14 protein-coding genes are annotated in these 15,982 nt (G+C 67.9%); 10 read left to right on the forward strand and 4 right to left on the reverse strand.

The window, feature by feature from the left end:
* The first annotated feature begins 3 nt into the window (after positions 1-3).
* From LE416_RS09780 to LE416_RS09820, 9 genes are all read left to right on the forward strand, one after another.
* Positions 4-720 carry an SGNH/GDSL hydrolase family protein gene (locus LE416_RS09780; protein WP_225048289.1) on the forward strand — a complete coding sequence of 239 codons (717 nt, stop codon included), beginning with the start codon at positions 4-6 and terminating at the stop codon, positions 718-720.
* The gene (locus LE416_RS09785) at positions 717-1,619 is read left to right on the forward strand and encodes a sugar phosphate isomerase/epimerase family protein (RefSeq protein ID WP_225048291.1); all 903 of its coding nucleotides are present in this window, start codon (positions 717-719) and stop codon (positions 1,617-1,619) included. The genes LE416_RS09780 and LE416_RS09785 overlap by 4 nt, the downstream gene beginning before the upstream one ends.
* Positions 1,619-2,785: a Gfo/Idh/MocA family protein gene (locus LE416_RS09790; RefSeq protein WP_225048293.1), complete on the forward strand. Its 1,167-nt coding sequence runs from the start codon at positions 1,619-1,621 to the stop codon at positions 2,783-2,785. Before LE416_RS09785 ends, LE416_RS09790 begins: the two co-directional genes overlap by 1 nt.
* The gene (locus LE416_RS09795; RefSeq protein ID WP_225048295.1) at positions 2,785-3,723 is read left to right on the forward strand and encodes a Gfo/Idh/MocA family protein; all 939 of its coding nucleotides are present in this window, start codon (positions 2,785-2,787) and stop codon (positions 3,721-3,723) included. Before LE416_RS09790 ends, LE416_RS09795 begins: the two co-directional genes overlap by 1 nt.
* Positions 3,724-3,733: 10 nt before the next feature.
* Positions 3,734-4,609, forward strand: coding sequence for a metallophosphoesterase family protein (locus tag LE416_RS09800; protein ID WP_225048297.1), 876 nt, complete (start codon positions 3,734-3,736; stop codon positions 4,607-4,609).
* Entirely contained in the window at positions 4,606-6,054 is a 1,449-nt protein-coding gene (locus tag LE416_RS09805) for a glycoside hydrolase family 32 protein (RefSeq protein ID WP_225048299.1), read from the forward strand. Before LE416_RS09800 ends, LE416_RS09805 begins: the two co-directional genes overlap by 4 nt.
* Before the next feature lie 771 nt (positions 6,055-6,825).
* Entirely contained in the window at positions 6,826-9,942 is a 3,117-nt protein-coding gene (locus LE416_RS09810; RefSeq protein WP_225048301.1) for an alpha-mannosidase, read from the forward strand.
* Positions 9,939-10,457, forward strand: a complete 519-nt coding sequence (locus LE416_RS09815; protein ID WP_225048303.1) for an HAD family hydrolase — start codon at positions 9,939-9,941, stop codon at positions 10,455-10,457. The genes LE416_RS09810 and LE416_RS09815 overlap by 4 nt, the downstream gene beginning before the upstream one ends.
* A gap of 92 nt (positions 10,458-10,549) precedes the next feature.
* A complete protein-coding gene (locus tag LE416_RS09820) occupies positions 10,550-11,011 on the forward strand; it encodes a hypothetical protein (RefSeq protein WP_225048305.1) in 462 nt (153 codons plus the stop codon).
* A 122-nt stretch (positions 11,012-11,133) separates the two neighbouring features.
* Here LE416_RS09820 and LE416_RS09825 read toward each other — a convergent pair whose 3' ends face one another.
* On the reverse strand, positions 11,134-11,883 hold the full coding sequence (locus tag LE416_RS09825) for an alpha/beta hydrolase (protein WP_225048307.1): 750 nt from the start codon (positions 11,881-11,883) through the stop codon (positions 11,134-11,136).
* Between the two features lie 554 nt (positions 11,884-12,437).
* On the opposite strand from LE416_RS09825, the gene LE416_RS09830 reads away from it, so the two are divergent.
* The gene (locus LE416_RS09830; protein WP_225048309.1) at positions 12,438-13,418 is read left to right on the forward strand and encodes a zinc ribbon domain-containing protein; all 981 of its coding nucleotides are present in this window, start codon (positions 12,438-12,440) and stop codon (positions 13,416-13,418) included.
* A 126-nt stretch (positions 13,419-13,544) separates the two neighbouring features.
* Here the strand turns inward: LE416_RS09830 and LE416_RS09835 are convergent, their stop codons facing one another.
* From LE416_RS09835 to LE416_RS09845, 3 genes are read right to left on the reverse strand one after another with little or no spacing between them, the layout of a single operon-like run.
* Positions 13,545-14,285 carry an ABC transporter permease gene (locus LE416_RS09835; RefSeq protein WP_225048311.1) on the reverse strand — a complete coding sequence of 247 codons (741 nt, stop codon included), beginning with the start codon at positions 14,283-14,285 and terminating at the stop codon, positions 13,545-13,547.
* Positions 14,273-15,016 carry an ABC transporter ATP-binding protein gene (locus LE416_RS09840; RefSeq protein WP_225048313.1) on the reverse strand — a complete coding sequence of 248 codons (744 nt, stop codon included), beginning with the start codon at positions 15,014-15,016 and terminating at the stop codon, positions 14,273-14,275. Before LE416_RS09840 ends, LE416_RS09835 begins: the two co-directional genes overlap by 13 nt.
* A complete protein-coding gene (locus LE416_RS09845; protein WP_225048316.1) occupies positions 15,013-15,978 on the reverse strand; it encodes an ABC transporter substrate-binding protein in 966 nt (321 codons plus the stop codon). The genes LE416_RS09840 and LE416_RS09845 overlap by 4 nt, the downstream gene beginning before the upstream one ends.
* Between the last annotated feature and the right edge of the window lie 4 nt (positions 15,979-15,982).

Consider the following 15,982-nt stretch of genomic DNA (forward strand, 5'->3'; position numbering starts at 1 on the left):
GACATGACTTCAGACTTATTGCCCGGCAACGCCGACCGGTACGCGCCGAAGACCTTGCCGCCGGACCCGGCCTCACCGCTTTTCGGGACCACCATCGGTTTTTTGGGCTCGTCGATCACGATCGGCGCGGCGTCTTTGGGCGACTCGTTCGTCCAGTTCCTAGCGCAAAAGGACGGCGTGGTGCCGGTCGAGTCCGCCATCAGCGGCACCACCCTGGCCGGCACGGCGCCGGACACCTACGTCTCGCGGCTGGCCAGCGATTTTGCCGCCGTGCCGGCGCTTGACGCCTTTGTCCTGCAGCTGTCCACCAACGACAGCCGCCAGAACAAGGCGCTCGGCGCCATCGCGCCCGGGCCTGCCACGGCCGCCCCGGCTGGCGCGGCCAAGACCGCCTACGACGTTGAGACGACGACCGGCGCCATCGAACACGTGCTGGCGACGGTGGCTGCGCGCTGGGGCTGCCCGGTGCTGGTTTACACCTGCCTGCGCGACCCGAGCGACCGCGACTACGCGGCGCTGGTCGCGCGGCTCTACGCGCTGCAGGCCAAATGGCACTTCGCGATCCTCGACCTGTACGCCGACGCGGCACTTCACGCCGCCACGGCGGCTTTGCCCGAGGCGATGGCCGACGACGCGCACCCGACGCGCCTGGGCTACCGCGCGCTTTGGCTGCCGCGCTTTGAGGCGGCGCTTGCACCTTTAATTGGAGGAAAAAAATGACGACCATGACGCTGTCCGCCTTTGCGGACGAGATCAGCCCGGACCTTGGAACCCAGATCCGGGTGCTGCAGGAAAATGACATTCACCACTTGGAGCTGCGGGGAATCGCCGGCCAGTCGGTGAGCGACTTCACGCTTGAGCAGGCGCGCACCTACGCGCAGACGCTGGCCGCGGCCGGCATCGCGGTGTCCAGCATCGGCTCGCCGATCGGCAAGATCGGCATCATCGAGCCCTTCGCCCCGCACCTGGCTAAGCTTGAGCACACGCTGGCGCTGGCGCGGATTTTCGAGGCGCCTTACCTGCGCTGCTTCAGCTTCTACGTGCCGGCGGGGGAGGCGGCCGACTTTCGCCCGCAGGTGATGCAGCGCATGCGGGCGATGCTCGAGGTGGCCAAGGCCTACCCCGAGGTGACCATGCTGCACGAGAACGAAAAGGGGATCTACGGCGACCTGCCGGAGCGCTGCCTGGACCTGGTGACGACGCTGGACAGCCCGCAGCTGCGGCTGGCCTTCGACCCGGCCAACTTCGTGCAGTGCGGCGCAAGCGTCTACCCGGAGGCCTTCGACCTGCTGTCGCCTTACGTCGCGTACGTCCACATCAAGGACGCGCACGCGGCGGACGGCACGGTGACGCCGGCGGGCGAGGGCGACGGGCACGTCGCGGCGGTGCTTGCGGCGCTGCAGCGAAGCGGCTACGCGGGCTTTTTGAGCATCGAGCCGCACCTCAGCCCGTTCCCGGGGTTCCGGGCACTCGAGGCCAAAAGCGCGGTGCACAGCATCGCCGACGCCGCGGCGACTGACGGCACCGCGGCGTCGCGCGGCGACGGCGAGGTGCTGTTCAACCTCGCGGCGGCCGCGCTGCGGGGACTGTTGGCGCCGCTTGATCAGAGGTGGGACTAATGACAGCGTTGAACATCGGCATCATCGGCGTCGGCAACATTGGGTCGCTGCACGCCAGCTACCTGACGGCCGGCGAGATTCCGCACGCGAAGCTGGTCGCAATCGCCGACATCGACCCGGCGCGGCTGACGGCGGCGACCGCGCGCTTTGGCGCCTTGACCTGCTACGACTCGGCGGCCGCGCTGATCGCCGATCCGGCCATCGACGCCGTGATCATCGCGACGCCGCACTATTTTCACCCGCTGATCGCAGCAGAGGCGCTCGCGGCGGGCAAGCACGTGCTGTCGGAAAAACCGGCCGGCGTGTACACGCAGGCGGTGCAGCGGACGCTTGACGTGGCGGCGCAGCACCCGGAGCTGACCTACGCCTTGATGTACAACCAGCGGATGAACCCGGCCTACCAAAAGGCGCGGGCACTGGTGCAGGACGGAACGCTGGGCGAGCTGCGGCGCACCAACTGGATCATCACGGACTGGTACCGCTCGCAGAGCTACTACAACTCGGGCGGCTGGCGCGCGACGTGGGCCGGCGAGGGCGGCGGGGTGCTGCTCAACCAGGACCCGCACCAGCTGGACCTGTGGCAGTGGATCTGCGGGATGCCCAGCCGCGTGATGGGCTTCACGTATAACGGCAAGCGCCGCGACGTCGAGGTCGAAACCGAGGCGACGGCCTACGTCGAGTACGAGAACGGCGCGACCGGCGTGTTCGTCACCACGACGACCGAGACGCCGGGCACCAACCGCTTCGAGATCGTCGGCTCGCGCGGCAAGCTGGTGATTGAGGACCAGCGGCTCAGGCTTTGGCTCAACGCGCAGGACGAGGCCGACTTCAACCGCACCTACCAGGGCGGCTTCGGCCAGCCGGACTGTCGGGAGGTGCCGGTCGACACGGTGTTCGACGGCGACTCCGGTCACCAGAAAATTGTGAAGAATTTCGTTTCACACATTCTGGACGGCGCGCCGCTGATGTCGCCGGCGGCTGAGGGACTGCGCGGCCTGTCCATCAGCAACGCAATCTACCTGTCGTCTTGGGAGCACCGCTGGGTCGACCTGCCGATCGACGGCGCGGCGTTTCTGACCGCTTTGAACCAGCGGCGCGCCACGTCCAAATACGACGCGGCGGCCGGGTTCTCAGGCCAGGTGCTGGACACGAAGGGGAGCTACTGATGACACTGAGGTTTGGCATTATCGGCTGCGGCGCGATCGCCCACGCGCACGCCGCGGCCCAGGGCGCGGGGGCGTTTTACTCGGACTACCGCGAGCTCCTGGCCGGCAACGTGGACGTCGTCACCGTCGCGACGCCGCACTTCCTGCACGCGCCGATCAGCATCGCCGCGCTGCGGGCGGGCAAGGCCGTGCTGTGCGAGAAGCCGCTGGCGATGACGCCGGCGGAGGGGCGCACGGTGCTGGCGGAGGCGGCACAGCATCCGGGGCGCTTCGCCGTGATTTTTCAAAACCGCTTCGCGCCGTCTTTGGTCGCGGCGCGGCAGATGCTGCAAAGCGGCGAGCTCGGGGCGCTCCAGGGCGCCAAGGCGTCGTTGACCTGGCACCGCGACGCGGCCTACTACCAAGCCGCCGCGTGGAAGGGCAAGTGGGCGACGGAAGGCGGCGGGGTGCTGATCAACCAGGCAATCCACACGCTGGACGCGCTGTGCTGGCTGGAAGGCGCCCCGGTGCGGGTGCGCGGCAGCGTGATGACCAGCCTGCTGGCCGGTTCGATCGAGGTGGAAGACACCGCGATGGCCACGGCCATCCTGCCGAGCGGCGCACCGGCGGTGATTTTTGCCACCAACGACTACGCGCGCGACACGCCGCCGCGCCTGACGTTCGCGTGCACCAAGGGCGAGCTTGCGGTGACCGCCACGGGGCTTTGGCTGGACGGCGCCGTGCTGGAATCGCGCACGGCCAGGGTCGCGGCCGATCAGAAGGCGGCCTGGGGCGACGGGCACCAGCGGCTGTTTGCGGCGTTCGCCCACCGGCTGCGCGAAGTCCCCGACCCGCTGGATTGGTGCCTGGCCGATACCGACGCGCTGGCCAGCCTGACGCTTTTGGATGGCATCTACCAAAGCAGCCGGAAAATGGATTGGGTCTCTTTGACGAACTAGGAGGAATAAAATGTTAACGCTTACTGATAACGCGCTGCGCGTGATGCAGCTGACCGATCTGCACCTGGGCCAGACCCCGTTTGAGGCCTCGGACCTTCGCACGCTCGCGAACATGCGCGCCGCCATCGCGGCCGAAACGCCGGACCTGATCGTCCTCTCCGGGGATCTGATCTGGTCGGACGGCGTCGTCAACCCGGCCGCCGGGCTGCGGGCGCTGGTCGCCGCGCTCAACGAATTCGACATCCCCGTCGCCACGACGTATGGCAACCACGACAGCGAGGAAACGCTGGATCGGGCCGACCTGCGCGAGCTGACCGCCGGCCTCACGCACCACGTGGCCAAGGCGCACGCCTTCGTGTCGCCGCGCGGCAAGGAGAGCTACGCCATCGAGATTGGCGAATCCGGGCGCGTGTCGCGGGTGGCGTACGTGTTCGACACCGGCAACGTCGCGCCGGCGCCTCAGTCGGGCTACGACTGGGTGGAGCCTGAGACCATCGACTGGTACGTGCGCACGCAGGCGGCCTACCAGGCCGCGGGCGCGACGCAGGACGTCGCGTTCATGCACATTCCGGTGCCGGAGTACGCGCAGGCGGCAGAGCACATCGTGGCCGGCAAGTGGTGGGAGATGCACCCGCGGATCGCGGCCCCGGAGCTCAACACCGGGCTTTTCACCCGCTTTCTCACGCTCGGCAACCTGAGCCACGTCTTCTGCGGGCACGACCACGACAACAACTTCGACGGGGTCTACCTCGGCGTTCACCTGGTGTACGGCAACGTGTCGGGGTACAACTGCTACGGCGTGCTGCCGCGCGGCTACCGGATGATCACGCTGGCGGCGACCGGCGTGACGACCGAAGCGGTCCTGTACCCGGAGCCCAACGCATGAGCGCGATGCTGACCGAAGCCAACCGCTTCGTGGCCGCGGCCGCGGCGCCCAACCCCCAGTACCGACCGGCGCTGCACTTCGCGGCCCCGGTCGGGTGGCTGAACGATCCCAACGGCTTCGTGTTTTTCCGTGGGCAGTACCACCTGTTCTACCAGGCCAACCCGTTCGATTCCCAGTGGGGCACGGTGTACTGGGGGCACGCGGTCAGTGACGACCTGCTCCACTGGCGCGACCTGCCGCTGGCCCTGGCGCCGGATCAGCCCTACGACGTCGGCGGCTGCTTCTCCGGCACCGCCATCGTGGTCGGCGAGCGCCTTTACGTCATGTACACCGGCAACCTGCCGGGGCGCCAGGTGCAGTGTCTGGCCTACTCCGACGACGGGGTCACTTTCACCAAGGTGGCGCAAAATCCCGTCATCGACACGCCCCAGGTGCCGGCCGGCGTCAGCACCCAAGACTTCCGCGACCCCAAGGTGTTTCGCCGCGGCGACCACTACGGCGTGCTGATCGCCTCCGCGACGGCCGCCGGGCGCGGGGTGGTGCTTTTGTACGAGTCGCCCGACCTGATCCACTGGACGTACCGGTCCCGCTTCTTTGAGGCCGACGCGCGGCAGGGGCGGCTGTTTGAGTGCCCCGACTTCTTCACCCTGGATGGCCATGACGTACTGCTGGTCTCGACGCTGGGCACGGTGCAAGAACCTCACCGCTACCTGGGCCACAACGCGGTGATGGCGCTGGTCGGGCACGTGGACTGGGATGCGGGCCGGTTCGTGGCGGAAACGGAATCGGAGCTTGACGGCGGGTTTGATTTTTACGCGCCGGAAACCGCACCGGACGCAAGCGGCCGGCGCTTCCTGATCGGCTGGGCGCAGCTGCCCGGGCGCTCGATGCCGACCCACGAGCTGGGGCACGGCTGGGCGAGCTGCCTGACGGTGCCGCGGACGCTTTCCGTGGTGGCCGGGCACCTGCGCCAGGCGCCTGCCCCGGCGCTGGCCACCGCGCGCACGCCGCTTGAAGGCACCGGGACGCTGCCCGCCGGCACCGCCACCGCGCGCGTCGCCTGCCCCGCCGGCCAGCCGGCGTGGGTCGCGGTGACGGCCGAAGCCGACCGGCCCTTCAGCCTGACGCTTGCGTTCGGCCCGGGTGAGGCCGTGGTGCTGGCCTACGATCCCGTCGGCCTGTTGACGCTGGACCGCACGGCGGCCGGGGTGCCGATTGTGAGTGCCGACGAGCCGGCGGCCAACCGCCGCACGGTGCGCGTGCTGCCGACCGCAGGCGCGTTGTCGCTTCAGGTCCTGATCGACCGCGCGTGCCTCGAGGTGTACTTCGGCGCGGGCCAGGCGGCCGCGTTGACCTACTACCCGCACACCTTTGGCCCGGCCGCCGCGGTGCTTTCCAGCCCCGACCTGGGTGGGGCGCGGCTTGCGGTCAGCAGGCTTCAGTAGCACGGACGAACGGGGATGCGGCGCTTTCTGCCCGGTGGGCGGGAGGCGCCGCTTTGCGTCGCCGCCCCGCTAAGAGCGCCCCGCTGCACTCTGGTCGTCGAGTTCCGCGGGGCAGCGGCGACGCGTCCAGCTAGGGCAGACACTCGAAGCAAAGTGCGCTTCAAGCGTCCGCCCTACGCTAGCCGGTCGCCTAAGAGCGCCCCGCTGCACTCTGGTCGTCGAGTTCCGCGGGGCAACGCGGGTGCGGCTAGCTACGCACTAGCGTCGAGGCAAAGCCCGCCTCAACGCTAGCGCTAGGCTACCCGACCCGCTAAGTGCGCCCCGCTGCACTCTGGTCGTCGAGTTCCGCGGGGCAACGGCGACGCGTCCAGCTAGGGCAGACACTCGAAGCAAAGTGCGCTTCAAGCGTCCGCCCTACGCTAGCCGGTCGCCTAAGTGCGCCCCGCTGCACGCTGGTCGTCGAGCTCCGCGGGGCAACGCGGGTGCGGCTAGCTACGCACTAGCGTCGAGGCAAAGCCCGCCTCAACGCTAGCGCTAGGCTACCCGCCCCGCTAAGAGCGCCCCGCTGCACTCTGGTCGTCGAGTTCCGCGGGGCAACGCGGGTGCGGCTAGCTACGCACTAGCGTCGAGGCAAAGCCCGCCTCAACGCTAGCGCTAGGCTACCCGCCCCGCTAAGAGCGCCCCGCTGCACTCTGGGGGGTCAATGCGCTATGATTAAATGGTAAGCCACGTTAACGGGCGACCGCCCGGACATTGGAAAGGGGATCAGTTATGTACTCGAAGGAAAAAATCGCGCAGCAGCGCCGCACCCTGAACCGTTACGTTCGCGCCAATTTCCTGCCAATCACCGGCATGGGCATCTGGCACGACGACCGTGAGGACCACCGGGCACTGCCGCCCGCGAGCGCCGTTTTCACCCCGATTGCGCAAGGCGACACCTGGTCGGGGCGCGACGACTACTACTGGCTGCGCTTCACGCTGGCCGTGCCGGCGCTTGAGGAAGGCGAACACTACGTCGCGCACCTGGACCTGGACCGCAACGGCAACAACGGCGCCTTCGAGGGGCTGGTCCACCTGGACGGCCGCGTCGCGCAGGGCCTCGACCGCAACCACAAGGACGTGGTGCTCGACGCGGCCGTGTCCGGCCAAAACGTGGGCGTTGACATCTGCATGTGGACCGGCCACGAAGGCGGCGGCCTGCAGCGCACCCAGCACTACATCCTGCAGGAGGCGACCGCCGGCAAACTGATCGCGCCGATCCGCGACCTGGCGCGCTGGCTGGATGTGATCGACCAGACCAGCCGCGAGCTTGGCCCCGACGAGCCGCTGCTGTACGAGTACCAAAAGCTCCTGGACCGCGTGCTGCGCCGCTTCGTCTGGGGCAACCAGACGCTTGAGGAGATCACCGCCACGGCTTCGCTTGGGCTGGCCGACGTCCAGGCGTTCGTGGCCGCGCACGAAGGGCAGGACAAGCAGTTCAAAATCTCTGCGATCGGGCACGCCCACATCGACGTCGCCTGGCTCTGGCGCCTGCGCCACACGCGCGAGAAGACGGCGCGCACCTTCGCCACCGCGCTGGCGCTGATGAACGAGCACCCGGACTACCTGTTCATGCACTCGACGCCGGCGGTATGGCAGTTCGTCAAGGAGGACCACCCGGCGCTTTACGCCGAGATGAAGCGCCGCGTCGCCGAGGGCCGCTTCGAACCCGAGGGCGCGACCTGGGTGGAGCCGGACACCAACCTGCCGTCCGGCGAGGCGCTGACCCGCCAGTTCCTGTACGGCACACGCTTTTTCCAAAAGGAGTTCGGCGCCAAGCAGCACGTGCTGTGGCTGCCCGACGTGTTCGGCTACTCCTGGGCGCTGCCGCAGATCATGCGGGGCTTTGGCATCACCAACTTCATGACCACCAAGATCTCCTGGAACGAGACCAACCGCATGCCGCACGACACCTTCATGTGGAAGGACATCGACGGCTCGGAGGTGCTGACGCACTTCATCACCACCATCGGCCAGGAGTACGACTACAAGCAGACCGCGGACGGCTACTATTTTTACACCTACAACGGCCTCGTGACGCCGCACACGGTGCTCGGCTCCTACAGCGTGTACGCCGACAAGGCCCTGAACCACGACCTGCTGCTCGCGTACGGCTTCGGCGACGGCGGCGGCGGCCCGCAGCGCGAGATGATCGAAGACATCGCCATGATCAACCAGCTGCCCGGCCTGCCAACCGTCGAAAACACCCGCGTCGACGACTACTTCGCGCGGCTGAACCAGACGATTGCGGACTCCGACCAGCCAATCGCCGAGTGGAACGGCGAGCTGTACCTCGAGTTCCACCGCGGCACCTACACCTCCCACGCGCGGGTGAAAAAGCAAAACCGCCAGCTCGAGTTCGCGATGCGCGACCTGGAGGCCCGCTACGTGGCGGCCGGCGTCCGAGACGGCGTGGCCTACCCGGCGGCGGCCATTCAGGACCTCTGGGAGACGCTGTTGACCAACCAGTTCCACGACATTTTGCCGGGCAGCTCGATCCGCGAGGTATACGAAGACAACAAGGCCGAGTACGCGGGGATGTTCGCCCGCATCGCCGCGCTCAACGCCGCCCTGGACGACGCGGCCACGACGCCGACGCCGGACGCCTACACCGTGCGCAACCTGAACGCGTGGCGCCTGCAGGACCTCGTGACCGTGCCGGAAGCCCGCGACGGGCAGTTCACCGACGCGCGCGGTGAGGTGCTGACCGCCGAGAAGCACGGCGACCACTACCTGGTGGCGGCAGAGGCCCCGGCGTTTGGCGTTAGCGGCCTGACCTTCACCCCGCAGGCCGCGCCGGTCCGGACGGCCGGCACCACCTTCGGCGACACGGTCGAATCCGCCCACTACCGCCTGGCCTGGAACGCCGCCGGCCAGCTGACCGAGATCTACGACAAGGACCACGACCGCGAGCTCTTGGCCGCCGGCAAGCTCGGCAACGTGCTGACCGTCTACGAGGACCGGCCGCTGCAGTACGACGCCTGGAATATCGACGCCGACTACCCGGAAAAGGCAATCACCCTAGCCGCCGATGCGATCACCGTGCATGAGGCCGGGCCGCTGTCGCAGCAGGTCGACTTCCACTACACGTTCCGCGACTCCACGGTTGACCAGACGCTGATCCTGTACAGTCGCTCGCGCCGCATCGATTTTGTGACCCACCTCGACTGGCACGAGCACCAGTTCCTGCTGCGCACCGCCTTTGACACCAGCATCCTGGCCGACCACGCGACCTTTGACGTCCAGTACGGCAACGTCGCGCGCCCGACCAGTAACAACACCTCGTGGGACACCGCGAAGTTCGAGACGGTCGCGCACAAGTGGGCGGATCTTTCCCAGCGCGACTACGGCATCGCGCTGCTCAACGACGCCAAGTACGGCTACAGCGTCAAGGGCGCGCGCCTGTCCATGTCGCTTCTGAAGTCCGGCATCGAGCCGGATCCAGAGGCCGACCAGGGCGCCCACGACTTCACCTACAGCCTGCTGGGCCACCGCGGCGACTTCGTGGCGGGCCAGGTCGAGCCGCTCGCCATGGCGCTGAACCACGGCCTGACCGTCGTGCCGGGCGCAGTGAAAAACCCGGCCGCGCCGCTTTTCACCTTCGAAGCTTCCCAGCCGGTGGTGGTCGACGCCATCAAGCACAGCGAGGACGGCGACGCCGTGATCCTGCGCTTCCACGAGTACGCGGGGGAAAACGCGGTGATCACCGTCACGCCGCACTTCGCCTACCAATCCGCCGCCTTAGTGCGCCTTGACGAAAGCGACCCGCAGCCGCTTGACGCCGTTGCCGGCGCGCTCTCAATCACGGTCACCCCGTACCAGGTCGTGACCCTGGCGTTCACAAGATGACGGGGCCCGGGGTACTGCTGCTCGACTGCGGCGACACGCTGGTCGACGAGGGCAGCCAGGTCTTTGACGCCGGCGGCACCGTGCTGTCCGCGACGCCGCTGCCCCACGCGCTTGCGACGCTGACGGCGCTGCACCGCACCGGCTGGCGCCTCGGTCTGGTCGCGGACGGGCGCGTGCAGTCCTTCGCCAACCTGCTGGCCGTCACCGGCCTGGCCCCGCTGTTTGAGGCCCGCGTGATCTCCGAAACGGTGGGCGTGGAGAAGCCGGCCGCGGCGATGTTTGCCGCCGCGGTTGACGCCATGCACCTGACGCCTTTGGACCTGGCGCGCACCGCGATGGTCGGCAACAACCTGGCCCGCGACGTCCAGGGCGCCAACGCGTTTGGCATCGCCAGCATCTGGTACGACTGGTCGCCGCGCTACGGCCACACGCCAACCGGCCCGCTGCAGCGGCCGACCGCCACCATCACGGCGCTGGATCAGCTGCCGAAGACGCTTGCTTCGCTGTTCGATTAAAAAATGGTTACGCCGGCCGCCGCAGGCTTGCATGCGCTGCCAACCTTCGCCAGACTGGTGATAATCAGTCTGAATGATGGGAGGCGACGGCGATGACATGGCTTGCGGTGGTGGGATGCGCGCTGATTGGCGGCGGGCTGGTGCTTGCGGCGCTGCGTTTTCACCACCCCATGGCGCTTCTGGGCGGGGCCGCGATGGGCGTGCTCGGCGGGCTGATGTGCCTGCTGACGGTCGTGCTGTTCATCAAGCCGCCGGCCGCCACGGAGGTGCTGAACGCGGCGCAGGCGACGCGCTTCGTTCAGACGCTTGAGCGCAAGCTCCCGCGCGGCCGCGTCCGCTTCGCCGTCACCGCGCCCACCCAAAGCGGCGACACGGTCGGCTTTGCCGTCGGTGACAAGCTGGCCGTCAGCCTGCCCAAGAACGAGGCGACGATGAAGCTTGGCACCGGCGACCGGGTGGACGTCCGCGTGCGCCGGGTCGTCGAGGTCTCCGGCCACTGGCTGGTGGAGGCCAAGCTGCTGAGCACGGACTACCGCGCCAGCTTCGGCAGGTGACGGCACAGCAAAAACGGCGTCTCGCGTTGGCGAGGCGCCGTTTTCGTGTGCAGCGGGTGTTGCGGGGACGCGGCGTGCGCTGGCTGGCGGCGCAGATCGCCGGCCGACGGGAGCAAACCGGATCAGGCTTGGTCGCGTGCGGCGATGTCTGCAAGCGCTTCTTGCACCCCGTAATCCCAGACCGCCCATTCGTGGTCGCCGGGAACGCTTTCAAACTGGCAGTCGAAGCCGTGCTGCTGCGCAAGCGCCGCGTAGGCCTGGTTCTCCGGGTACAAGCTGTCCTCGGTCCCGCAGAGCATGCGGATGAACGGCCGGCGCGCGTCCTGCCAGTGGGTGGTGATGAACGGCACGTCCGACACGCTGCCCTGCAGCCGGTCGCGGCTGCCGAAGTTGGCGTCAAACAGCGGCCCGATGGTGGAATCGCCTTCGCGGTCCCAGCGGGTCAGGAGGTCCGGGACGCTGGACATCGCGTAGATGCCGGCGAACTGATCGGGGTTGTTCAGCCCGATCTTGAGCGCACCGTAGCCGCCCATCGACAGGCCGCCGACGAACGTCCGGGCGGGGGCGAGCGCCAGGTTGAACCAGGCCTTGCAGCGGGCCAAAAGCTCGCGGCTGACGAACTCGTAGTAGTGGATGCCGCTGGGCTGGTCGGCGTAGAAGCTGCGGTCCACGCGCGGCATAATCACCACGGTGTTGTGGTCGTCGGCGTACGCGGCCAGCCGCGAGCGCTGCAGCCACGAGTTCTCATCGTCCGAGTGCCCGTGCAACAGCAAAAGCACGCTGGCCGTGGCCGGATTGTCCGGCAGCACGACGTTGACGCGCGTCTGCATGCCCAGGCTTGCGGGCTGGAAGTTCAGGGTACAGATGGTCATGATGTCATCCCTCCAATGATGTGTCACTCTATTATACGCCGTAAACGCTTACGAAAGCTCCGACGACACAAAAACGCCGGCCCCGGGGAGGGGTCGGCGGACCGGCTGTCGGAATGACCGGATTTTCTTAGGGGAGAGCTTGGGGTGGTGCCTAGCCTTGCATTTTGGGGAGAGCGGGTGCCGCTCGGGAATCGGTTTGGGGGAGACGCTTGGGGGAGCGCCCAATCCGTGTCCGCGTGCACAGCACCTATGCTGAATCATACGCGCTTGCACGAAAAAGGATAGGGTCCGCGGCCACAACTTGGCTTGTGGCGATATGCCAGGGCGTACGGCACGCGATAGCCAACCGCGTCAGACGGGCCTTCCAAAATTCGCGCGGCCCGGGTACACCGCGCAAGTGGCCGAATTGGGGCGTGATTTACCCGGAAAATAATCAGTTGGTATACCGAGATGAGCCCGATCGAACCGCGGGGGCATTGACGTTGCGGCCAATTTGCGGCATGATACGGGTAACTTTACGCCGCGCTGTCGCGGCGCACCCGGAGGTAACCACCATGACTGTTCCTAAATTCTGTGCCAACTGCGGGGCCCCGCTGACCCCGAACGCCAAATTCTGTTCGCACTGCGGCGCCCGCGTGGCCGTTGCGCCGGCGGATCAGCCGGCACCCGCGCAGCCGACCCCGGTCGCGGCGCAGCCCGCACAACCGACGCAGCCGACCCCGGCCGCGGCGCAGCCCGCAGCCGCGCAGCCGACTCCGGCCGCGACGCAGCCCGCACAACCGACACAGCCGACCCCGGCCGCGGCACAGCCCGCACAACCGACGCAGCCGACCCCGGCCGCGGCGCAGCCCGCACAACCGACGCAGCCGACTCCGGCCGCGACGCGGCCCGCACCTGCAGCAACGAGCGTCCAGCCGGCCGCGCACGCCGCCCAGTTTTTCCAGGTCATTCGGCACCCGGAGGTCGGCGCGGTGGTGACCGTGCTGCTCGGGCTCGGCTGGTTCGTCGCCGGCAGCTCACTGCACAAGGTGGCGACCGGCGTCAGCACGATCATCAACACGATCGCCTTTGACGCCGGCGTCGCGACACCGGACATCGATCTGACCCGCATGACCGCGGGCCTGGCGCCTCTCGGGGTTTTGATGATGATTATCGCCGCCGCGCTGGCGGTGGTCGGCGTGCTGGCCTGGGTGCGGCCGCACTGGGTCGACGCCACCGGGCTGGCCGCGGCCAACGTGGGCGCCGGCGCGGTCGGGCTGGTGCTGTTCGGCGGCATCAAGGTCCAGCTGAGTCACACGACGCTGCCGAACTCGAGCTACACGATCGGGCAGCTGCTCAAGGCCGCGCAAAGCGGCACCGACTGGCTCCAGTCGGCCCTGGGCAGCGGGCTCAGCAAGTACACGACGCTGATGCAAAACGTGCTGGCGGACTTCCGGTTGGCCCAGTCGCTGCTTTTGATCGTCGCCCTGATCGGCGCGGCGTTCGGCGGCCTGCTGCTGTACGCGAAGGTGCAGGCAAGTCTCGCCGCGGCCTAGGCCGTGACACGCGGCAGACGCTCCGGCACGCCACGCGTTCGCTCACTCACGCACAGGTCTCAAGGTTTGGACAATCAGACACGAAAAAACTCAGCCCTCGTCAGGCTGAGTTTTTGTTTGCCCACGTCACTGCGCCCGCTGCCAGCGCAGCACCCGGCGCTCGACGGCGTTGAGCACCGCAAACAGCGCGAAGGCCACCGCCGCCAGCACCACGATGCCCGCGTACATCAGCGGGTAGTCGAGCCGGTTCCACTCGTCCATGATGAAGTAGCCGAGTCCGTAGTTGGTGCCGTAGACCTCGGTGAAAAACAGGGTGGCGATCGCCGTGCCCAGCGCGATGCGCAGCGCGGTCAGCACCCCGGCGAGGCTCGCCGGCCAGGTCGCGTGGCGAAACAGCGCCCACCGCGTCGCCCCGGCCACGCGCAGCTGCTTGTACAGGGATTCGGGCACCTGCCGCACGGCGTCGCGCACCGAGATGATGATCTGAAACACGGTGATCAGCGCGATCATGATGATTTTGGCCGCGTCGCCCAGGCCCGCCAGGAGCATCACCACCGGCAGCAGCGCGATTTTGGGCAGCGGGTAGGTCAGGTAGATCACCGGATCCAGCCACGCGCCGAACCGCGGCGCCCGCACGATCAGGATGCCCAGCGGCACGCCGATGACGGCGGCCCAGCCGAGGCTCCAGGCCAGGCGGTACAGGGAAAAGTAGAGGTGCCAGCCGATCTGGTGCGACCACAGCTGGGGCAGCGCCGCGTAGACCACGATAGGGTTGGGCAGCACCGGCTTGGCGACCAGCCACGCGGCGATCAGCCACAGCACGTGCAGGCCGACCAGCGCCCCCAGAGTCTTGCTCACTCTTGCCATGTCGTCGCCACCTCCCGGCCCAGCGCCGCCACTTCCTGGTAGTAGCGCGCCGACTCTCGCCGCGCGCCCAGCGGGACGCCGGCCAGCGGATTGGGCCGCACCGCGCCGCCGCCGTCGTGCAGGATCAACAGCGCGTCGCCCAGCGCCAGCGCCTCCTCCAGGTCGTGCGTGATCAACAGCGTGGTCACCGGCCGCGCCTGCCACTGCGCGATGAACAGGCGGTACGCCCGGGCCTTGACCACCGGATCGAGCGCGGAGAACGCCTCGTCCAGCATCAAGAGGTCCGGCGCCTGCGCGAAGGCGCGGGCGAGCGCCACGCGCTGCTTCTGCCCGCCGCTCAGGCTGTTGGGAAACCGCCCGGCGAGCTCGCCGATGCCAAGCGCCGCCATGACGGCCTGCACCGCCGCCTTTTGCGTTGCGTCGAGCTTGCGGTGCTGGCCGATGGTCAGGGGCAGCGCGACGTTTTGGCCGACGGTGTACCAGGGCAAAAGCCCGTAGTCCTGCGGCACGACGGCCAGGTGCTGGCGGTGCGGGTCGATCGCCGCGCCGTCGAGCCGGCAGTCACCGTCGGCCGCCAGCTGGCGGGTCAGCGCGTCGATCAAGGTCGTCTTGCCCGTGCCGCTGGGACCCAGCACCGCCAGGATCCCGCGGTCGGGCACGGTGAAGCTCAGGTCTTGGAGCACCGGGCGGCCGCCGCGCACGACGGTCAGCCCGGCGACGGTCAGCTTCATGGCAACGACACGCTGGCCGGATCCAGCGTTGTTGCCGTGACGCCCTCGGCCTTGGCGTAGGCGAAGGCGTCCTTGAGCACGGACGTCTGGACGGCGTGCGCGTCCGTGTAGTGCACCAGCTTAACGTTCTTGGCCAGCGGGGCCGGGTAGCCGATGTCCTTGGTCAAAATGTCCTGGAAGTCGGCGGCGGTACCGTCATTCAGGGTCTTGACCGCCTGGTTGTAGGCGGCGAGCACGCGCTTGGCCACGCCGGCGTTCTTGGCGAGGCTCGGCGCGATGGCCAGAATGGTGGTCTGGTAGTCGATCGGGTCGCTTTGCGCGATCACGCGGGCGCCCTTGCTCTTGGCGATCGCCATGAACGGGTCGGGCACGATCATCGCGTCGATCTTGCGGTCCAGGCACAGCTGGATGCGGGCCGGAATCTGGGCGACCTCGGAGAGCTTGACGTCTTTTTCACTCATGCCCACCTTTGCAAGCTCCTGATCAAGATAGAAGGTCGGGGTCTGGTGCGGCATCGTCGCGACCGTCTTGCCGCGCAGGTCGGCGACGGTCTTGATGTCCGGCTGGTTGGTCAGGATGCCGAAGGACCCGTTGAGCCCCGTGGCGATGCGCCAGTCGAGCTTGCCGTTCTCGTAGGCGGCCAGGGTCACGACGTCGGTCACGGTGCCGTCGAGCTGCCCGGCGGACACCGCGGCGTCGCGCTCCTTGGGCGACTTGAAGTTTTGCAGCGTCACGTTCAGGTTCTGGTCCTTGAAGTAGCCCTTCTCGGCCGCGACGTACAGCGGAATCGACTCCGGCGCGGACATCGTGCCGATGGTCAGGTCGACCGTTTTGGCCGTCGCCTTCTTGGCGGTCTTCGGCGCGCTTGAAGAGGACTCCTTCAGGCTGCTTTCCTTGGGCGCGCAGGCGACCAGAAGCGTTGCGACGAGCAGGGTCCCGAGCCCCAGCAGTGATTTCTTCATATTA

Source organism: Lacticaseibacillus kribbianus (assembly GCF_020180945.1).
Classification (GTDB): Bacteria; Bacillota; Bacilli; order Lactobacillales; family Lactobacillaceae; genus Lacticaseibacillus; species Lacticaseibacillus kribbianus.

What these genes read in the sequence shown, in the direction of transcription:
- LE416_RS09780 (WP_225048289.1), top strand. Translation starts at nt 4, where the DNA reads ATGACTTCAGACTTATTGCCCGGCAACGCCGACCGGTACGCGCCGAAG.
- LE416_RS09785 (WP_225048291.1), top strand. Translation starts at nt 717, where the DNA reads ATGACGACCATGACGCTGTCCGCCTTTGCGGACGAGATCAGCCCGGAC.
- LE416_RS09790 (WP_225048293.1), top strand. Translation starts at nt 1,619, where the DNA reads ATGACAGCGTTGAACATCGGCATCATCGGCGTCGGCAACATTGGGTCG.
- LE416_RS09795 (WP_225048295.1), top strand. Translation starts at nt 2,785, where the DNA reads ATGACACTGAGGTTTGGCATTATCGGCTGCGGCGCGATCGCCCACGCG.
- LE416_RS09800 (WP_225048297.1), top strand. Translation starts at nt 3,734, where the DNA reads ATGTTAACGCTTACTGATAACGCGCTGCGCGTGATGCAGCTGACCGAT.
- LE416_RS09805 (WP_225048299.1), top strand. Translation starts at nt 4,606, where the DNA reads ATGAGCGCGATGCTGACCGAAGCCAACCGCTTCGTGGCCGCGGCCGCG.
- LE416_RS09810 (WP_225048301.1), top strand. Translation starts at nt 6,826, where the DNA reads ATGTACTCGAAGGAAAAAATCGCGCAGCAGCGCCGCACCCTGAACCGT.
- LE416_RS09815 (WP_225048303.1), top strand. Translation starts at nt 9,939, where the DNA reads ATGACGGGGCCCGGGGTACTGCTGCTCGACTGCGGCGACACGCTGGTC.
- LE416_RS09820 (WP_225048305.1), top strand. Translation starts at nt 10,550, where the DNA reads ATGACATGGCTTGCGGTGGTGGGATGCGCGCTGATTGGCGGCGGGCTG.
- LE416_RS09825 (WP_225048307.1), bottom strand. Translation starts at nt 11,883, where the DNA reads ATGACCATCTGTACCCTGAACTTCCAGCCCGCAAGCCTGGGCATGCAG.
- LE416_RS09830 (WP_225048309.1), top strand. Translation starts at nt 12,438, where the DNA reads ATGACTGTTCCTAAATTCTGTGCCAACTGCGGGGCCCCGCTGACCCCG.
- LE416_RS09835 (WP_225048311.1), bottom strand. Translation starts at nt 14,285, where the DNA reads ATGGCAAGAGTGAGCAAGACTCTGGGGGCGCTGGTCGGCCTGCACGTG.
- LE416_RS09840 (WP_225048313.1), bottom strand. Translation starts at nt 15,016, where the DNA reads ATGAAGCTGACCGTCGCCGGGCTGACCGTCGTGCGCGGCGGCCGCCCG.
- LE416_RS09845 (WP_225048316.1), bottom strand. Translation starts at nt 15,978, where the DNA reads ATGAAGAAATCACTGCTGGGGCTCGGGACCCTGCTCGTCGCAACGCTT.